Annotated in this window: 17 protein-coding genes; 14 read left to right on the forward strand and 3 right to left on the reverse strand. The window is 63.0% G+C overall.

Features of this window, described 5'->3' with window-relative positions:
* Positions 1 to 68: 68 nt before the first annotated feature.
* A complete protein-coding gene (locus tag VJ923_RS06670) occupies positions 69 to 1,340 on the forward strand; it encodes a serine/threonine-protein kinase (RefSeq protein WP_326439824.1) in 1,272 nt (423 codons plus the stop codon).
* Positions 1,341 to 1,669: 329 nt separating this feature from the next.
* Here VJ923_RS06670 and VJ923_RS06675 read toward each other — a convergent pair whose 3' ends face one another.
* The 3 genes from VJ923_RS06675 to VJ923_RS06685 form a co-directional block, all read right to left on the reverse strand.
* Complete coding sequence (locus VJ923_RS06675; RefSeq protein ID WP_394355964.1) at positions 1,670 to 2,563, reverse strand: TrmH family RNA methyltransferase; 894 nt, start codon at positions 2,561 to 2,563, stop codon at positions 1,670 to 1,672.
* A 14-nt stretch (positions 2,564 to 2,577) separates the two neighbouring features.
* Entirely contained in the window at positions 2,578 to 3,732 is a 1,155-nt protein-coding gene (locus VJ923_RS06680) for an acyltransferase family protein (protein ID WP_326439829.1), read from the reverse strand.
* 79 nt (positions 3,733 to 3,811) lie between these two features.
* Positions 3,812 to 4,600, reverse strand: coding sequence for a helix-turn-helix transcriptional regulator (locus VJ923_RS06685; RefSeq protein ID WP_326439831.1), 789 nt, complete (start codon positions 4,598 to 4,600; stop codon positions 3,812 to 3,814).
* 601 nt (positions 4,601 to 5,201) lie between these two features.
* Between VJ923_RS06685 and VJ923_RS06690 the strand changes: the two genes are divergently transcribed.
* The 13 genes from VJ923_RS06690 (at position 5,202) to aroF (ending at position 17,202) form a co-directional block, all read left to right on the forward strand.
* Positions 5,202 to 6,137 (forward strand): undecaprenyl-diphosphate phosphatase, encoded by a 936-nt coding sequence (locus tag VJ923_RS06690; RefSeq protein WP_326439833.1) that lies wholly within the window; start codon positions 5,202 to 5,204, stop codon positions 6,135 to 6,137.
* 115 nt (positions 6,138 to 6,252) lie between these two features.
* Complete coding sequence (gene nrfD / locus VJ923_RS06695) at positions 6,253 to 7,236, forward strand: NrfD/PsrC family molybdoenzyme membrane anchor subunit (protein ID WP_326439835.1); 984 nt, start codon at positions 6,253 to 6,255, stop codon at positions 7,234 to 7,236.
* Between the two features lie 24 nt (positions 7,237 to 7,260).
* The gene (locus VJ923_RS06700; RefSeq protein ID WP_326439837.1) at positions 7,261 to 7,722 is read left to right on the forward strand and encodes a GntR family transcriptional regulator; all 462 of its coding nucleotides are present in this window, start codon (positions 7,261 to 7,263) and stop codon (positions 7,720 to 7,722) included.
* A gap of 83 nt (positions 7,723 to 7,805) precedes the next feature.
* A complete protein-coding gene (locus VJ923_RS06705) occupies positions 7,806 to 8,738 on the forward strand; it encodes a slipin family protein (protein WP_326439840.1) in 933 nt (310 codons plus the stop codon).
* A 198-nt stretch (positions 8,739 to 8,936) separates the two neighbouring features.
* A complete protein-coding gene (locus VJ923_RS06710) occupies positions 8,937 to 9,257 on the forward strand; it encodes a nucleotidyltransferase family protein (protein WP_326439842.1) in 321 nt (106 codons plus the stop codon).
* The gene (locus VJ923_RS06715) at positions 9,244 to 9,735 is read left to right on the forward strand and encodes a HepT-like ribonuclease domain-containing protein (protein WP_326439844.1); all 492 of its coding nucleotides are present in this window, start codon (positions 9,244 to 9,246) and stop codon (positions 9,733 to 9,735) included. Before VJ923_RS06710 ends, VJ923_RS06715 begins: the two co-directional genes overlap by 14 nt.
* A 201-nt stretch (positions 9,736 to 9,936) precedes the next feature.
* Positions 9,937 to 12,366 (forward strand): molybdopterin-dependent oxidoreductase, encoded by a 2,430-nt coding sequence (locus tag VJ923_RS06720; RefSeq protein WP_326439846.1) that lies wholly within the window; start codon positions 9,937 to 9,939, stop codon positions 12,364 to 12,366.
* A gap of 8 nt (positions 12,367 to 12,374) precedes the next feature.
* Positions 12,375 to 12,992 (forward strand): 4Fe-4S dicluster domain-containing protein, encoded by a 618-nt coding sequence (locus tag VJ923_RS06725; RefSeq protein ID WP_326439848.1) that lies wholly within the window; start codon positions 12,375 to 12,377, stop codon positions 12,990 to 12,992.
* Between the two features lie 12 nt (positions 12,993 to 13,004).
* Positions 13,005 to 14,207, forward strand: a complete 1,203-nt coding sequence (nrfD, locus tag VJ923_RS06730) for an NrfD/PsrC family molybdoenzyme membrane anchor subunit (RefSeq protein ID WP_326439850.1) — start codon at positions 13,005 to 13,007, stop codon at positions 14,205 to 14,207.
* 62 nt (positions 14,208 to 14,269) lie between these two features.
* Positions 14,270 to 14,965 carry a TorD/DmsD family molecular chaperone gene (locus VJ923_RS06735; RefSeq protein WP_326439852.1) on the forward strand — a complete coding sequence of 232 codons (696 nt, stop codon included), beginning with the start codon at positions 14,270 to 14,272 and terminating at the stop codon, positions 14,963 to 14,965.
* A gap of 316 nt (positions 14,966 to 15,281) precedes the next feature.
* Positions 15,282 to 15,848 (forward strand): HdeD family acid-resistance protein, encoded by a 567-nt coding sequence (locus tag VJ923_RS06740; protein WP_326439853.1) that lies wholly within the window; start codon positions 15,282 to 15,284, stop codon positions 15,846 to 15,848.
* Between the two features lie 275 nt (positions 15,849 to 16,123).
* Positions 16,124 to 16,405, forward strand: coding sequence for a chorismate mutase (locus tag VJ923_RS06745; protein ID WP_326439855.1), 282 nt, complete (start codon positions 16,124 to 16,126; stop codon positions 16,403 to 16,405).
* Positions 16,402 to 17,202 carry a 3-deoxy-7-phosphoheptulonate synthase gene (gene aroF / locus VJ923_RS06750; protein WP_326439857.1) on the forward strand — a complete coding sequence of 267 codons (801 nt, stop codon included), beginning with the start codon at positions 16,402 to 16,404 and terminating at the stop codon, positions 17,200 to 17,202. Before VJ923_RS06745 ends, aroF begins: the two co-directional genes overlap by 4 nt.
* The last annotated feature ends 372 nt before the right edge of the window (positions 17,203 to 17,574 follow it).

Consider the following 17,574-nt stretch of genomic DNA (forward strand, 5'->3'; position numbering starts at 1 on the left):
CCTGGAATCGGGACGTGTCGGACGCGACCTGGGAGGCAGTGGAGCGAACCTCTGCTACCATGGCGCCTATGGAACACGACCCTCTTGCCGCATATCTGGACGCCCTGGCTCGCGACGACTGCTATCGCGTGGCCCAGGTGCTGAAGACTGCTCCCCACGAGACGACCGAGGTCGTCTATTTTGTGGGCGCCAATGCCGCCGAGCTGGGGCCGTTCGTGCGCAAGCGCATCAGCGGCGATGCTTCTATGGGAGATGCCTACGGGCATTTGCTCGCGGCCCAGCGCGCCGGCCGCCGCTTCCGCCACCTGCCGCGCATCTACGATGTGCACGAAAGCGACGGCGATTTAGTGGTGGTCATGGAATACGTGGCCGGCCGCACCCTGCGTGACGAGGTGTACGAGCGCGACGCCTCCCTTGAGCTGGCGCGCCGCTGGTTCCCGCTTCTGTGCGACGGCGTGAGCGAGCTGCACGAGCAGTTTCCCGCGCCGATCATCCATCGCGATTTGAAGCCCACCAATGTGGTGGTGGGCGGCGAGGGGCTCACCATCATCGACTTCGGTATCGCCCGGGCGTTCCGCGACGGAGCCGAAAGCGATACGTCCCATTTCGGCACGCGCTCCTATGCGCCGCCGGAGCAGTTCGGTTTTCGGCAGACCGATGTGCGCAGCGACGTGTACGCCCTGGGCATGATTTTGTACTACCTGCTGACCGAGAAGGATCCGAGTCCTGCCGTGACGGCAGAGGGCTTCGCCGACCCCGCCATACCCGCGCCCTTGCGCCCGGTGCTCGCCCGCGCCTGCGCCTTCGATCCCGCGGTGCGGTTTTCTTCGGTACGGGAACTGAAAGAGGCGTTTTTGGCAGCTTGCCCATCGGCGGAGAGCCACGCAACGAGCGCGATCGCGCCTCGGCGCTCGTCGTCAGACTTCAGACCGGCCGGCTCCCCTAAGATCCCTTCGGGGCGATTCGCATCACGGGTGCGCGGGGCGTTCGCGACGCTTGATTCCAGCGAGACGGCGGGAGCGGTGTGGGATGCGGTGATTTTGCTGCTGTGGCTGCTGTTCGCCTGCGTTTTGACCACCATGCCCTTCGCGTCCGAGGGGTCCTACGCCTCGTGGCCCACCTGGCTGTTGATGTTTCAGTACTGGGTGTTTGGCTACCCGTTCTTCACCGGTCTGCTCTTCGTTCTGGCCGATGTGCGCATTGTGCGGCGCGTGGCTCCCTCTGCTTGGCTGCTCAAAGGATCGCGCCTGCGAGCCTTGGGCGTCATTCTCGTGGTCGCGGGGGTTCTTTCCGTTGCGGTTTCGATGGCCTTGGCGGATGCTTTGGGCCTGCCGGTGTAGCTTCGCTACCGAAACCTGCGAATTTTTTTTCGAAAGTGGTGCATCATGCTTTGCCGTGAGCGACATTTCGAGCGAGAGGTGCGGTAATTGAACGATATCGGTGCAAGGTGAGAGCGTGGGAGCCCTGATGCAAGCTCTTTTATGCCATGGAATGCACCATTATCGAAGGATTCATGCAGAAAGTCGGCTCGCGCCGCAGTGCTCAACTTAGCCCTGCACCGCTATCGCCTCTTTTGTCGCAATAGCGGGAACAGCGCGAGGCCATCTGTTTCTGAAGAAGTGGATTATGGCTGTAGCAAGGCGATGCGCGTCGATAAACAAAAGATGGGCTAGTGCTTGACTTTCCGGCGGGTTTCCCAAAAGGCTACGGCGCTCGCGGCGGCGACGTTCAGGGAATCGACGCCGTGGTGCATGGGGATGCGCACGGTGAAGTCGCAGGCGGCGATGGTGGCGGGGGCCAGGCCGTCTCCTTCGGTACCGAGCACCAAGGCGAGGTGCTCGCATGCTTTCAGCACGGGGTCGGCGATGGAAATGGCCTCGTCGGACAGGGCCAGGGCCGCTGTGGCGAAGCCGGCCTCGCGCAGCAGGGGAACGCCCTCGCGCGCCCAATCTCGCTCGCATCCGATGCGTGCCCAGGGCACTTGGAACACGGTGCCCATGGAGACGCGGGAGGCGCGGCGAAAGAGCGGGTCGTGGCAGGAGGGCGTGAGCAGCACCGCGTCGATGCCTAAAGCGGCGGCACTGCGGAAGATGGCCCCGATATTGGTGTAGTTCGTAACGTCCTCGAGCACCGCTACCCGATGGGCGCCGGCGAGCAGGCGGCCCACGTCGGGCTCGGGCGGGCGGTGGAACGCGGCTAGGGGCCCGCGCGTCATCTCGTAGCCGGTTATGGAGCGCATCTCGTCGGACGAGACGACGGACAGGGGCGCGGCGGGGTTTGCGGCGCGCATCTTTTCCAGCAGCGCTTCAGAGGCGGCGAGCCAGCGCCGGTCGGTGAGCACGGCGAAGGGAACGCATCCGGCATCAAGGGCGCGGTCGATCACGTTCACGGATTCTGCGACAAACAGCCCCGAGGCCAGGCGCTCTGGCGACCCTTCCGGGTCGATGGCGCGCGCCAGCCCCACCAGCTGCTTGGGGTCGCGCAACTGCCCGTCGGTCATCGAAGAGAACGGCGCCAAGTGCGGGTCATTGGAAGAGCAGGAAGTTGTCGCATTGGAAGTCATGGACGCAGTATAAGCTAGCGTGGCGTCTTCCGAATGATGGCGGTGGGGGTGGGTGGAAGATAGCGGGCGGGGTACACGATGACGCCCGTCTTCCCCAGATGAGAGAGCGCCCCCATAACGAGCACCGGCGCTCCGTAGCAGACGACGAGCGCCCCGAGGCCCGCCAGCCCGGGCGTCGCGGACGCAGTAAAGCCGGCGATGGCCAGCAGATGGAAATACAGCGCCAAGAACATGCCGTGGAACAGCCAGATGGCCATGGTGTAGCGGGTGACGAATCCGAAGAAGCGATTCTGGCGTCCGCCGCGGAACACGGTGGCGAACAGCGAGGTGCACCAAAGGACGCCCAGGCCGTCGAGCACCGCATGGGACGCTTCGCCGATCCAGCCGGCGCGGAACGTGACAATGCTGGCGGCTATCCACAGAGCGCCCAGGGCCCACACTTTCTCGCGACCACGCAGAATCGGCAGCCCGCGGTACAGCGCGACGGCCATACCGCCGGCCGCCCACAGCCAGTTCTCCGCGACCGAGGTGAGCGCATAGGGAAGGTGCTCGGCGAAGCTGGCCGTCGCGGGCAGGGACAAAAGCACCACGATGGTCACCTTGGCGAGGGCCGCGGCGACGATGAGCCCTCGGGCGTTGCGGCGGCTTTTCACGGTGGGCGTAACCGCGTAGATGATAAGGCAGGTGTAGAAATAGCCCACGGGGACGACCGGCGTCACGAACAGCGACTCGACAAGCGTGCCGATGGTGAAAGGCGGCGCGCCACCGGTGAGGGAATTCGTCAGCAGCACGAGGATGGTGAACGCAACGAAGGGGATGCCCATGAGCGCCAGCTCGCGCCGAAGGTTCGCAGCCCAGGTGCGCTTCGTGCGCGTCGTGCGGTAGCGCTGGTAGAGAAAGCCCAGGCAGAAGTAGAAGATAGGCAACTGGAAGGGAACGAGGCAATCGACAATCCACTCCGAGACGGCACTTGAGGGCAGCGCGCCGTGGGCGCCGCAAGCCGCGATGAGGGTGCCCGAAGCGATAGTGAGGGAGGCGGTGGCCTCGAGGTTGTGCAGCCACACATCGCTTGTGCCGCCTGAGCCGTGGCCGTGCATCTCGTGGGTGGTGGCGGCAGGCGCGGTTGCCTCGGCCGTGGAAGAGGAGGATATGTTGACGGAATCGCTCATGGCTCTACGGTAGCACGACGGCTTTTCTCGGGCGGGCACGAGCGGCCGCTGTTTTCCCAACTATTACCTTCCCGTACGCTTAGCGCCCGTGGTGCTGGGCGAAGCGGCTGCGTGCGGCCGTGGGGCAGCCCGAGAGCCGTGCCGAGAACCAGGGGCTTGCCGGTGCGGGGGTTGTGGGCGGCAGGGGCGTCTCGTTGGCGTGCGGCGCGATCGTCGCTTGAGTGCCGGGCGCGGCGTCGGGCGACGCGGCAAGGGAAGGTGCGCCGCCGCACAATGCGGCGTCGGGAGCGCTCCCGGACGCGTGCCGGTGACAGGGGGCCGCTTGGCTCAGGCAGCGCGGGAGCTGGTCGGTGAGAATGACGCGCTCGAAGTCGCGCCGGTTGCTGACGTAGGCCTTGCGGAAGATGTTGGTGGCGTGGAACTGCACCGTGCGGACGGAGAGATGCCGGTCGGCGGCGATTTCCGGATAGCTCTTATGCTGCAGGATGAGGCGGGCTACGGGCATTTCCTTAGGGGTGAGGCTCAGCTCGTCAAGCTCTTGCTGGATGTGCTCGGCCCGGGTCACGTGCCGCGCTTGGCGCTCGCGCAGAGCCCGCTCGCGCAGGGCCAGCAGCATGCCGAGGCCGGCCAGGGCGCAGGCCGCTGCAAGAGAGGCCGCTATCGTGGTCGTGAGGCCGAAATCCACCGGCGCCGGCGCACCGGCTGCGATGCAGCCAGCAGCGCCGGCCAACATGAGACTCAGGCCGAAAGAGGCAAGGGCGCAGGCGAGCAGCGTCCGTGTGGCGCGGTCGGTGCGCGGGGTGGGGGTGCGGCGCCGTGGAGGGACGACGGGAGGCGCCGAGCGGTCGGCAGGAGTCGTGTTCTTCATGATCGTATCCTTTTGACGCGAAGGGAGGCCCTTCGAGGGTTGTGTGTCCCGAAGCGAGGCGGGCGCATGTCTGCGCCGGAATGACGGTGGGGCCTGATGCGTTGGAGCTGCGAATGCCTGCCGGAGAAGCGATTCCCGAAGCCTCTCGCGGGCCTTGAATCATACTCCAAACATTGCTAAGCATTCTTTGAAAAACGAAAGTCGATAGAATTACAACCTCACTGCTGATTGTTTGTTGGGATAATGTTGTCTTAAAACTGGCTATGAACTGGGAAAACTCTTCAATTTCTATGTCGAATATGACATAGAAAGCGCCTAAAGCCCAAAAGGTGGGAGGGGCGCAGAGATGGGGCCACAAGGGGTGGCCCGCCGGCCCGCTGCCGCCGATCGCCCCGCCGGCCCGCCAGCCCATCGTTCGCCGCTCGTCCCGCCGCCCGGTGCGAACTTCGTCGCGCAACGTGACAAACGTGGACTTTCTCGGTAGCTGTCTTCCGCCGCCTTGGCCCCGTGATAGCATTTCCGAAGTTTGCAACCTTGCATGCGGCAGCTCTCGACCCACGTTCGGGCTGGCGCTCGATTAGTCCGGAGGCAATCCGTGGATATGTTCATCGAAGTTCTGAAGGCGTTTTTCGTCGGTGTGGTAGAGGGCATCACCGAGTGGCTGCCCATTTCCTCCACGGGCCACATGATCTTGGTGGACGAGTTCGTGAAGCTGAACGTGTCCGCAGAGTTTCTGGAGCTGTTCCTGGTGGTCATCCAGCTGGGAGCCATCATGGCCGTGCTCATTCTGTACTTCCACAAGCTGAACCCCTTCTCGCCGAAGAAGACCGCTCCCGAGAAGCGCGGCACCTGGCGGCTGTGGGGCATGGTGGCCATCGGCTGCATTCCGGCGGCGGCCATCGGCCTTACCCTGGACGACTTCTTCAACGAGTACTTCTACAACGCCTGGACGGTGGCCGTGGCCCTTATCGTGTACGGCGTGGTGTTTATCTTGCTGGAGCGCCGCAACCGCCGACGCGAGGCGGCCTACCTCGCCTCGCGCGAGCCCCGCGGCGCCCATGCGCGCCCGGCGCAGGTAGGCCCGGGCGACGACGGCGACGATGCCGAGATGGCCCTGTTCCGCGTGCGCACCGTGGACGAGATCGGTTGGAAGACGGCGCTCAAGATCGGCTGCTTCCAGATGCTCGCCATCATCCCGGGCACGAGCCGCTCGGGCTCTACCATCATCGGCGGCATGCTGTGCGGCTGCTCGCGCACGGCGGCGGCCGAGTTCACGTTCTTCCTAGCCATCCCCGTTATGTTCGGCTGGGGCGTGCTGAAGCTCATCAAGTACATCCTGGCCGTGGGCCTGGCCATGACCGCTACCGAGATCGCCGTGCTCGTGGTGGGCATCGTGACGGCGTTCGTGGTGTCGGTCGTCTCCATCAAGTTCCTCATGGGCTACATCAAGAAGAACGACTTCACGGCCTTCGGCGTCTACCGCATCATCGTGGGCGTGGTCGTGCTCGCCTACTTCGGCGTGAAGGTGCTGCTGTAGGGCGAAGGCGGCGGTGCGGATTCCGCCCCTTTCGTAGCCAATCGAATTGTCTTATGATAATCTGACCTCCAAGGATGAAGTTTTGCGCGGACGGGCGCCGAGAAAGGGGAGGTCTGTGTTCAGCGAGCTGGTCGTGGCCTACCTGTTTCTCGGGGGCACCGGGGCGGGCGCTTGCGCGATTATGGCCGTTGCGGGGCTGCTCGTCGACGGCGAACAGCTGCGGCTGTGCGCTGCGTCGCGCTTTCTCGACGAGCGCGGGCAGGCTTACGGGCGCTTCTTCGGAGCGGGGCTCGCCGCAGGCGTTGCGGCGCTCGCGTTGGGGATAGTCTGCCTTATGGCTGATGTGGGGCGTCCTGATCGGCTGGTGCTGCTTGTTGTTTCCGAGCCGACGAACTATCTCGTGCTGGGTGCGTGGTCCCTTGTGGCTTGCTTCGGGCTGGGGGTCTTGGGCGTCCTTGCATGGCGTGGCGTCTTGTCCGTTCGTTCGGTGGCCCTTCGTGGGCTGAGCGCGCTGCTGGCTGCTGTCTCGTTCGTGACCATGGCCTACACGGGGCTTCTGCTTTCGAGTATGGCCTCGGTGCCCCTGTGGCACAATCTGTGGCTACCGGTGATGTTCGTGCTCTCGAGCCTCTCGTGCGGTATTGCCTTGGTGCTGGCGACTACGTTGCTGGGAAGAGGTGCCCGCGCCTTCGCTGGCGTGCTGCGCGCGCTCGTTTGCATCGACGGTTTGGTCATCGCGGCCGAGGTGCTGGTGCTGACGGCCTGGCTGGTTGCGGTATGCGCTGCGGCGGGCGTTGGGTCGGCAGATGCGGCACCGACGCCCACCGATACCGCCGCCCTCGCCTCGGTGCGCCTGCTACTTGAGGGACCGGGCGCGCTGGCGTTCTGGGTGGGCTTGGTGGGCGTCGGGCTCGTTGTGCCGCTGGCCATCAACGCGATTGCCTCGTTCGTCTTAAAGCCGTCGCGGTCCGCCTCGATGGCGCTGCCCAGGCAGGTCGCGTTTCTAGTGTCGGCGCTGGGCGTCCTTATCGGAGGTGCCTGTTTGCGCGCGACAGTGGTGTCCGCCGCTTTAGTGCCCGCTGCCGTGGGCCTGCTTTAACCTCCCCTGGAAGAAAGGCCTCTCATGTTTCCCTTCGAAGTTGACGATGCGTCCGATTTGCCCCTGTGGGTGCAGCTGCGCAATCGCATCGCCTATCTCATCAACGACGGCTACTTCAAGCCCGGCGACAAGCTGCCCACGGTGCGCGGCCTGGCCTCCGAGATTTCCATCAACTACAACACGGTGAACAAGGCCTACTTGAGCCTGGTGTCCGACGGGTATCTGGAATCGACCCGCGGGCGCGGCGTGTTTGTGGCGGACATGGCGGCCAAGATGGGCGCCGAGGGCGAGGGCGAGGTGGACGCCGTGCTTGGTGAGTGCATCGCCTCCTGTCGCGAGCTGGGCATGGATTACGACGATATCGAGCATGCCATGAGCCGCAAGATCAAGCGCCTGAAGTACGACGAGGCCCGCGAGCGCGGCGAGTTTTCGGCCCGTATCATCGATTTCGAGAAGCCGGCGGAACGTGCTGAGAAGGGGGCCTGAGAGCGGCCTGCAAAAGCCGCCGCAAGAGCCGCGCCCCCTGCTGAACGACCGACTGCGTTTGGTCCCGACCTGAAGGAGTTCCCATGACCCGCACAGAGAAAACCCCCGACGCGCGTCGCTTCCGCGTGGCGCCCGAGGTGTCCACGGAAGTGGTGGGGGAGCGCGTCTCGTCGACGGGCGTGCTGCTGTTCTCGGCGGCGCTGTTCGCCGTGGTGCTGGCCGTGGTGCTGGGAGCGGGGCTGCTCGTTGCGGGACGCGTCACGCTGGGAGTTGTCGTCGCGGCTGCAGTGGCCGCGTTGCTTGCCATCGGCTGCTGTCACATCGCCCAGCAATGGGAGCGCGTGGTGGTGCTGAGGCTCGGCCGCTTCAGCCGCGTGTCGGGGCCGGGGCTGTTTTGGACCATTCCCGTCATCGAGGCGAACGCCATGCGGGTGGACATGCGCACGCGGGTGACCACGTTCTATGCCGAGGAAACGCTCACGGCCGATCTCGTTCCCATGAACGTGGACGCCGTGCTGTTCTGGCACGTGTGGGATGCCCACGCCGCCTGCACCGAGGTGGGCGACTTCACCCATGCGGTGGAGATGGCCGCCCAGACGGCCCTGCGGGACGCCATCGGCCGAGCGAGCGCCGCGGAGGTGGCCATCCGCCGCGAGCAGCTTGATCGGGAGCTCAAGCGCGTGCTGGAGGAGAAGGTGGCGCCGTGGGGCGTGACTATCCTTTCGGTGGAAGTGCGCGACATCCTGCTGCCCAAGGAGCTGCAGGAGGCCATGAGCCTGGAGGCCCAGGCCGAGCAGCGCAAGAAGGCCCGCATCATCCTCATGGAGGCCGAGCACGACATCTACGAGATACTGGATGAGATGGAGGGGCTCATCGGCGACCATGAGGCCGTGGCCCGCCTGCGCACCATGCACCTTTTGAACGAGTCGCTGCGCGAGGGCAAGGGCACCGTGGTCATCCCCAGCGCCTTCGCCGAGGGCTTCAACGAGGGCGTAGGCGACCTGCTCAAGGGATAGCCGTCAAGAATGCTTGATAATCGAAGTATTCCGAAATTATCAAATGTATTTGACATTCTTGAGACGGCTTGCGATGTATTCTTCGGGCGCTCTAGAATTGATATAGTGCTTCAATCTCCTGGTGCGCAAGGCGTGCGCAAAGCTCTGCCCTATAGGGTATACTTCGAATCATCTAATCGGTATGCGAGGAGGTGAGCTATGCCGCCCTACACCATTGAGCAAATCAGAAACGAGGTTTCTCGGGCAAGCGAGGAGTATAACGCTACGGCCCCTTTTGAGGAGAAGATCGCAAGTGTGTCTCTGTTTGGCAGCTATGCTGATGGACGGGCGACTCGCAGATCCGATATAGACCTGCTCGTGCGCTTCACCTCGGCTGTCGTGAGCTTGTTTACCTTGGCTCGAGTCCTGTCTTGTATGGAGGAGCGCCTGGGCGTCTCTGTAGATGTCGTTCAAGATCCTGTCCCCGACGGTTCTCTGCTGGTTGTCAATAAGGTGGTGCCGCTCTATGAAGGACTCTGATGTCAGGATACTGAAGAAGATCGTCTCTGAAATAGAGTACTTAGAGAGTCTGCTAGCCGAGATAGATTTGGGCAGCTTTTTGGCTGATGAGACAATTGAGCGCGCCTCTTCGATGACTACCATCAATGTAGGTGAACTTGCGAAGCGCCTAAGTAAAGAGTTTTACGCCGAGCATCCCGGGACGGAACTGCGTTTTGCTGCGAAGACTCGGGATGTCTATGCACATGGCTATTTCACCCTTTCATTCGAGACGGTTTATAAGACTGCGGTCGAGGACTATCCCCGATTGAAGCTTGCGGTTCTCGAAATGATTGAAGAGGAGGAGGCGGCCCGCGACGCCCTTTACGAAAAGGAGCTGATGGAGGCTATAGGGGATGGGCGCGCGGATATAGCTGCGGGGCGTTATGTTGTGGGAATCGAAAGCGCTAGAGAACGTTTGCGTCAATTGAAGAATGAATCGAGCGGCGATTCCGAATAACTATCCTCAAAATAGATAACCTGTTCTGAAAATTGTCCTATGATAATCCTTGCATTGTCATAGGACAATTTGCTATAGTGCCGCCAGAGGAATTTGGCCAATTCTCGGGAATACCAGTTTGAGGGGACTGATAAGGCCGCCGCGCTGAGGAGAGACGGCGCCGCTCGCAAAGGCGAGGTCCCCGGGAATGAAGGAGGAGAGATGTCCGAAGCAGAACGCTCCACAGGCGGACTCACTCGTAGAGGCTTCTTGAAGGGCGCCGGCGCCACGGCAGGTGTCCTGGGTCTCGCCGGCGTCGCGGGCATGACGGCGACATCCGACTGGCTCGCGCCGACGAAGGCCCATGCGGAAGGCGAGGAGCGGGTGGCCCACCTGTGCCATCAGTTCCATTGCCTAACGGGCTGCAACTTGAAGTGCACCATCCGTGATGAGCGAGTGAGCCTGATAGAGCCGAGCGATCTTGCCGAAGAGAGTCACCGCACCATCTGCCTGCGCGGCATCAACGAAGTTGCCCATATTTACTCGCAGGACCGCCTGCAGACGCCTCTGAAGCGTGTCGGTGAGCGCGGTGAGGGGAAGTTCGAGCAAATCAGCTGGGACGAGGCAATCAAGACCATCGCTGACGCCCTCAAAGCGTCGCAGGAGAAATACGGCGAGGGGTCGGTTTTCATTCGCAAGTCCACCGAGGCGAGCATCGGCTTCGATTTCCTCGGCCAGCTTCTTCGCGCCGACCAGGGCGGCAACTGGGGCCTTGACCGTGGCCAACCTAACGGTATGACCCCTGCTTTCGGCGCCTATAGCTACTGTCCGACGCGTTCCATTCACGAGTTCTCCGACGCGGCCACCATTATCGAGGTGGGCCACAATCCGCTCGAGAGCGGCATCGTCTGGTCTCGTGCGCTCATGGATGCTGTCGAGGCCGGCACGTATGTTGCGGTTCTCGACCCGCGCTTCAGCGGCACGGCGTCCAAGGCGAATCAGTGGCTTCCGGTTCGCCCCGGCACTGATGCGGCGGTTATTCAGGGCATGATTCGCGCCATTGTCGACAACCAGTGGTATGACGAGGACTTTGTGCTTGCCCACACGTCTTTCCCGTTCCTCGTGGAGCGGGCCACGGGCGCAAGCTATCGCAGCGCGACGGATATGGCGCCGAATCCGGCGGTTGTTTCCGGAGAGCCCGTTGGTGCTCCTTATGTCTGGGATACGGTGACGAACGCTCCGAAGCTGTATTCCGAGGAAGGCGTCGTTCCCGCCCTCGAGGGCAGCTGGACCGTTGACGGCAAGGAGCTGGTCACCGAGTTTACGCTCATGGGAGAGTGGCTTGCCGATTATCCGACGAGCTGGGCGGCTTCCAAATCCGGCATTGATGAGGCGGTCATCATTGACCTGGCCGACCGTTACGCCAACAGCGGCCCCGCCATCATCGACTATGGTCTGGGCGGTCCCGATAAGTACACCAATGCCGATGTTCTGGGGCACTCGATGTCTATTCTCACGGCGCTGACGGGAAATTACGGGCGCAAGGGCTCGGGCTTCGGTTTCTACGGCGGCGCAGGTGCCGACGATCCCGCAGCGACGCTTAATCCTTGGCTGCTTCCCGAGGAGTACGGCTACAACGATTCCGGTATGGGTATGTACGACATGCCCTATCACGAGAACAACATCCACGTTGCGCTTACCTTCGGCGACGCGTTCACCCTTGAGGCCGCAAATGCCAACGACATGCTCGCCTGGGTGAAGAGCCTCGATTTCTTCGCGATTATCGACATCTACCATTCCTCGGCTGTCGATTACGCCGACATCGTGCTTCCTGCCTGCACTAAGTTCGAGTGCGAGGAGAACGTCAAGCAGCTGCGCGCCAGTTTCGGTCACGTCATGCTCGCCAACGGCATGGTCGATCCTCTGTTCGAATCGAAGAGCGACCTGCAGATTGAGCGTCTGCTTGCTGCTGAGTGGGGTCTTGATCACCTGCTTCCCGAGACCTACGAGGAATTGGCCCGGGCGAGCCTGGACGGCGTGGAAGAGCTTGATGAGAACATGAAGGGCATCACCTATGACGCGCTGCTGGCCCAGGGCGGCTGCATGGCCCTGCCGGGCACGGGTCCCGATTGGCGCCCCGATGGTCATGCGGATCAGGTGTACGGAACGCCCTCTACGCGCATTGAGCTGTACTACGAGTACCTTCTCGGCCAGGGCCACCAGTTCCCCGTTTACGAGGATGCCAACGAGGCCTACGAAGATAACCCGATCAAGGACACCTACCCGCTCTATTTCACCCAGGGCAAGTCGCGCTACCGCATTCACGCCTACTACACAGCCTCTCCCTGGTTCCAGGAGGACTACGGTCCGTGCGTAAATATCGGGCCGGAGGACGCCGAAGCGCGCGGAATTGTCACCGGCGACGACGTGCGCGTGTTCAACGACCGTGGATCGTTTGTCTGCAAGGCCTTGGTGAACCCGAGCATGAGGCCGGGCGTTCTGTTCATGGCCGAGACGACCTATACCCGCTATTACAAGGAAGGCTTCTTGCAGAACGTCACGAATTCGGCGCGCAACGAGCGCTGCTACGAGATGTATCACGGACCGCAGATTCCCTACAACGACACGCTCGTTCAGGTGGAGAAGGCGTAGGTGCGATTATGACTAAACTTGGAATTGCCATTAACAAGACCCGCTGCATCGGTTGCCAGACGTGCTCGTTTGCCTGCAAGATGCAGAATCGCGTGCCGAAGGAGATGCGCTGGAACCGGGTGTTGACCGAAGGATGCGACATCGAGGATGGCGCGACGGGAACCTATCCGAACCTGACTCGCGTCTATTTGCCAGTGGCCTGCCAGCATTGTGAGAACCCCGCATGCCAGAGGGTGTGTCCGACGGGCGCGACCTACAAAGACGAGATGGGCCGCGTGGAAGTCGATTACGAGAAGTGTATTGGTTGCCGCATGTGCATGGCGGCCTGTCCCTACAATGCGCGTAGCTTCAACTGGGAAGACCCTGTTTACGAACCGGATTTCTCCTACGGCGACGGTGCGGTCGAGGACCGTACCCGCGGTGTGGCGGAGAAGTGCACGCTGTGCAAGGAGCGCACCGACCGAGGCGAAGAGCCCATGTGCGTGGCCTGCTGCCCCGTGAAGGCCCGCACCTTCGGCGACCTGGATGATCCCAACTCCGAGATCTCCAAGCTGCATGCCCGCTCGACGGCCCATGTGCTGCTGGAGGAGCAGGGAACCCGTCCGCAAGTTTTCTATTACGAGTAGGGGAGTGACATCATGGAACTTCTGACGAGAAACAAGCTGCTTGCGGCCGTGCTTGCCGTGCTGGCTCTGGCGGGTGTTGGGGCCTACGGCTTCCAGCTCATGGGCGGCCTTGCGGTGACGGGCATGTCCAACGGCGTGTCCTGGGGTCTCTACATCGCCATGTTCATGTTCTTCGTGGGCCTCTCCGCCGGCGGCCTGATCGTGGCCTCTTCAGCGAGCGTCTTCCACATCAAGCGCTTCAAGGCCGTGGCCATGCCGGCCATCATCCTGTCCACGGTGTGCATCTGCCTCGCTGGCATGTTCATCCTGATCGATTTGGGCGGCATCCAGCGCATCTGGCGTCTGTTCACCGGACCCAATCCCGCCTCGCCCCTCATCTGGGACGTGTGCGTGATCACGCTGTATCTGGTGATCAACGTGCTGTATCTGGTGAACATGCGCCGCGGCAACGACCGTGCCGTGTCCATCATCTCGCGGTTCGCCCTGCCCTGTGCCATCCTGGTGCACTCGGTGACCGCCTGGATCTTCGGCCTGCAGATGGCGAAAGAGGGCTGGTACTCGGCCATCATGGCTCCCATCTTCGTGGCCTCGGCCATGGACTCGGGCCTGGCGCTTCTGCTGTGCGTGCTCGCCGCGTTGAAGAAGGCGCGCCTGTTCGACACCTCCCGCGAGCTTATGGCATCGCTGGCCGGGCTTCTGGCTACCTGCATCGCCGTGGACGCGTTCTTCATCTTCTGCGAAGTGCTGACCATGGCCTACCCCGGAGCCACCGGCGCCGAGACGTTGGCGCTTATGACGGCAGGCCCCACGGCTCCGTTCTTCTGGTTCGAGATTATCGGCGGCCTGGCTATCCCCTTCCTGGTGCTCGTGTTCGCGAAGAACCGCGAGCGCACGGGGCTTGTGGTGGGGGCGAGCGTGCTCGTCATCGCCGGCGTGCTCTGCAAGCGCCTGTGGCTGCTGCTCACCTCGTTCATCGTGCCGAACGTGGAAGGCGCGCCGGGCGTGCTGTCCGACGGCGGCTGGGCGCTGCTCGGTGCCTATGCGCCGACGCTGCCCGAGGTGCTCATCGTGGTGGGCATGCCCTGCCTGGGCGCGCTCGCTTTCATGGCCCTCGGCTCTAGGCTGCTCGTTCCCGCGGCCGAGACCGAAAAGGTTCGCGCTCGTGGCGCCCAGGGCGCGGCTCTGGACGGCGACTTCGATCCGCAGACGGCGTAAGTGGTGTTTCAGGGCGGCTCGCTCGGAAGCGGGCCGCCTGTTTAACGGTGAGAGGAGTGCTCGTGAGTACGCTCGACGCAAATTCCTGGAAGGCTCTGGCCGATGCCTATGCGTTTCTGGGAAACTCGCTCCTGCGGCCTATGTCGCAGACGGCTGATGCGGGGCTCGATGCCAGTTTTTGGAGCGTGTTTCCCGACTTCGAAAGCGAGGATGTGGCCCATGCCATCGACTCGCTGGCGCTGTGGGCCGAGTCCCGCAGGGGCGAGGCGCGGGATGCGGTGGTGACCGATGTGTCTGTGGAGTACACGGCGCTGTTCGTCGGCCCGCCCTCTCCGCTGGCCCCGCCTTGGGAGACCATGAACCGCCGCGAGGGCGCGACTGTCGGCTTCGGCGAGCCCACCTTCCAAATGCGCGAGGTGCTGCGGGGGCTCGGCCTTGAGGCGGCGGGGCCTTCGAACCAATATGAGGATCACCTGGGGCTTGAGCTGCTCTGCCTTTCCGAGATGTGCCGGCGCCGCGCCTGGGCATTGGACATGGCCGCGACGGCGCGCGAAGTGGCGGCTCGCGGCGAAAGCGTCGACGGGCTGTCCCGCGAGCTTTCCGGCGAGGAAGTGGCGGCGTACCTTGACGAGCATCCGCTCGGCTGGGTTGGGGCCCTTGAGGATAAGGTGGAAGCCGCTCGCCCCGATGGCTACTACGTGCGTCTGCTGACTCTTGCTCGTTCGCTCATGGAGCGCCACAAGGCGTTGCTCGGATAGACTCACCGCATCGGTTCTGCGGCCTCTCTTCCATGTCTGCCCCCTCGACCCCTCCCGCCGAGGGGGCGCTTTAGGTACCGGCGAGCCTTTCCTTGTTGATACGCCAATAAACAGCTTGGTGACCTGAGTCTTTCGTGACGGTGTCCTTGTTGACGCCTCGGTGGCAGTGACGGGTTTTGTTCAACTGCTCGTTTTCAGCTCGGTTCTCCGACGGTTGTGCCGGCGGCCTTCTCTTATGATGGCGTTAAGGACAGAGGGCGCGATTACCCTGATGAATCGCGTTTTCGAGAGGTTTTACGGGAAAGCTGGAGCGATTATGGAGAAGTTTCTGAACATCGTGCGGTCGAACAACATGGTGCAGGCGGTGCTTTGCATCGGCTTCGGTTTGTTTCTGATGATTTACCCGTCCATCACCGTGCAGGGCATCATCATGTTGTTCGGCGTGGCCCTGGCCCTTATGGGCGCGGCGGGGCTTCTGTCCTACTTCCGCCAGCGCAGCGCGCGCTACCGCGATTCGGGTACGCTCATGAGCGCCGTCTTCTACCTCATCATCGCCCTTATCGCCTTCGCGTTTCCCAAGGTGATCGCTGGGTTCTTCTCGGTGGTGCTCGGCGTGGTGCTCATCTTGTGCGCCATCGTGAATGTAGTGCGCGCCTTCGCTCTGCGCGATTTCGGCAGCAGCATCTGGATTGCAGTGCTGGCCGTGAGCGTGGCCGTGGGCATCGGCGGCGTGCTCATCGTGGTGAACCCCTGGGGCGCGTCCATGACCTTCGTGCTGGTGCTCGGCGGCGCGTTCATCGTCAACGGTGCGGTGGATCTGTTCATCGAGTGGTACCAGCGCGATTCGGAGAGCCGCGGCGACTCCATGATGCACTCGCGCTAGGCCGTCGAGCGCCGGTGAGGGAGGCGCCCTGCGCGTCACCGCGGCGGCCCGAGCGCTGGCCTGCGCATCGGACCGTCCGTCCACCCGAGCGCTGGCCTGCGCAGCTTCTCCTTCGCTTTTGCCGATGGCTCCTCATCGCGGGCTTCTATGACCCAATTTCCCAACGACCCCTGCTCGTGCGGGGGTCTTTGCTATTATGGCCTCACGCGAGGGCGGGTCTGCTGCGGCGGGTTCGCCATGCTCGTTCAAGCTTTTGGTACAGGAAAGGAATTGCGATGTCAGACGAAACCAGCGCCCTGGCGGAGATCGAGAAGCATCGCGAGAAGATCGATGAGATCGATCGTCAGCTCGTGGCGCTTCTGAATAAGCGCGCCAGCCATTCTCTGGTCATTCGCGGGCTGAAGCCCGATGCCCATATGGGCCTCTACGACGCCCGCCGAGAGGAGGAGATCTTCGAGAAGATCGCTTCCTACAACGAGGGGCCGCTCTACAACGAGTACCTCCGCGCCATCTACGAGACCATCCTTCGAGTGAGTAAGGAGACGCCGTCCGTATGAGCGAAGTGAAACTTGCCCCCATTCCCGATCTCGGCCAGCGCACCGACGAGATCACCATTTACGCTGGGCCTTGCTCGGTGGAGTCCGCCGAGCAGTTCGACGAAGTAGCCGAGTGCCTTGCCGGCCTCGGCCTCACCTGGATTCGCGGTGGCGCTTTCAAGCCGCGCACGAACCCGCACTCGTTCCAGGGTCTTGGCGAGGAAGCGCTCAAGATCATGAAGAGTGCTGGCGACCGCTATGGCCTGAAGACCCTCACCGAGGTGATGGACTCGGCTCACTGCCAGCTCGTTTCCGACTACGTGGACGGCCTGCAGGTGGGCGCCCGCAACTTCCAGAACTTCAGCCTGCTGAAGAAGATTGGTGAAGTGACGGCCGACACCCATCAGATGGTGCTGTACAAGCGCGGCTTTGCCGGCACCATTGCCGAGTGGCTCGCCGCCACCGACTACATCACCGACCACGGCAACACCAACGTGGTGCTCTGCGAGCGCGGCATCCGCACTTTCGAGACGGCCACCCGCTTCACGCTGGACATCGCTGCGGTGCCGGTGATCCACAAGCAGTCACTGTACCCGGTGTGCATCGACGTGTCGCATCCGGCCGGCCAGCGCGACCTGGTGCCCTCGCTGGCGAAGGCGGCCATCGCTGCCGGCGCCGACTCGCTGATGATCGAGGTGCATCCGAACCCGCCGGTGGCCCTCTCCGACGGCCCCCAGCAGCTGACCCCGGCCCAGTTCCGCGAGCTCGTGGCCGAGCTGCGCGAGCTTGCCGCCGTGCTAGGGAAGAAGATCGTGTAGCGCGCGCTTTTGCAGCGCGGGACTCAACGAAGGTGGCCGCTCTTCCGACGGGAGGGGCGGCCGCTTTTCGTATCCGGCCTGCCTTCGCGTCCGGACGCCTCTCGTGTCCGGGCCGCTTTCGTGTTCGGCCCGCTTTTCGCGCTCGGACGCCTTCGTGTCCGGACGGCGGCGACACTCCGCACCGCCGCGCCACGCCACGCCACGCCACGGGGGCTCATCTCGCTGCCACGACCTGGATTGCTTGCAAATCGACGGGTAGCGTAGTTTTTGGACGCCGCCCCTTCCCTGTGCTTTCCCGGCGCGATGCTGTGACCTGGGGTTTTCGAAAACATGTAGGCTGATGATGTCCGCACAAGGTACGCTACCCGTTGA

The sequence above is a fragment of the Adlercreutzia shanghongiae genome, from assembly GCF_035830635.1.
Taxonomy (GTDB): domain Bacteria; phylum Actinomycetota; class Coriobacteriia; order Coriobacteriales; family Eggerthellaceae; genus Adlercreutzia; species Adlercreutzia shanghongiae.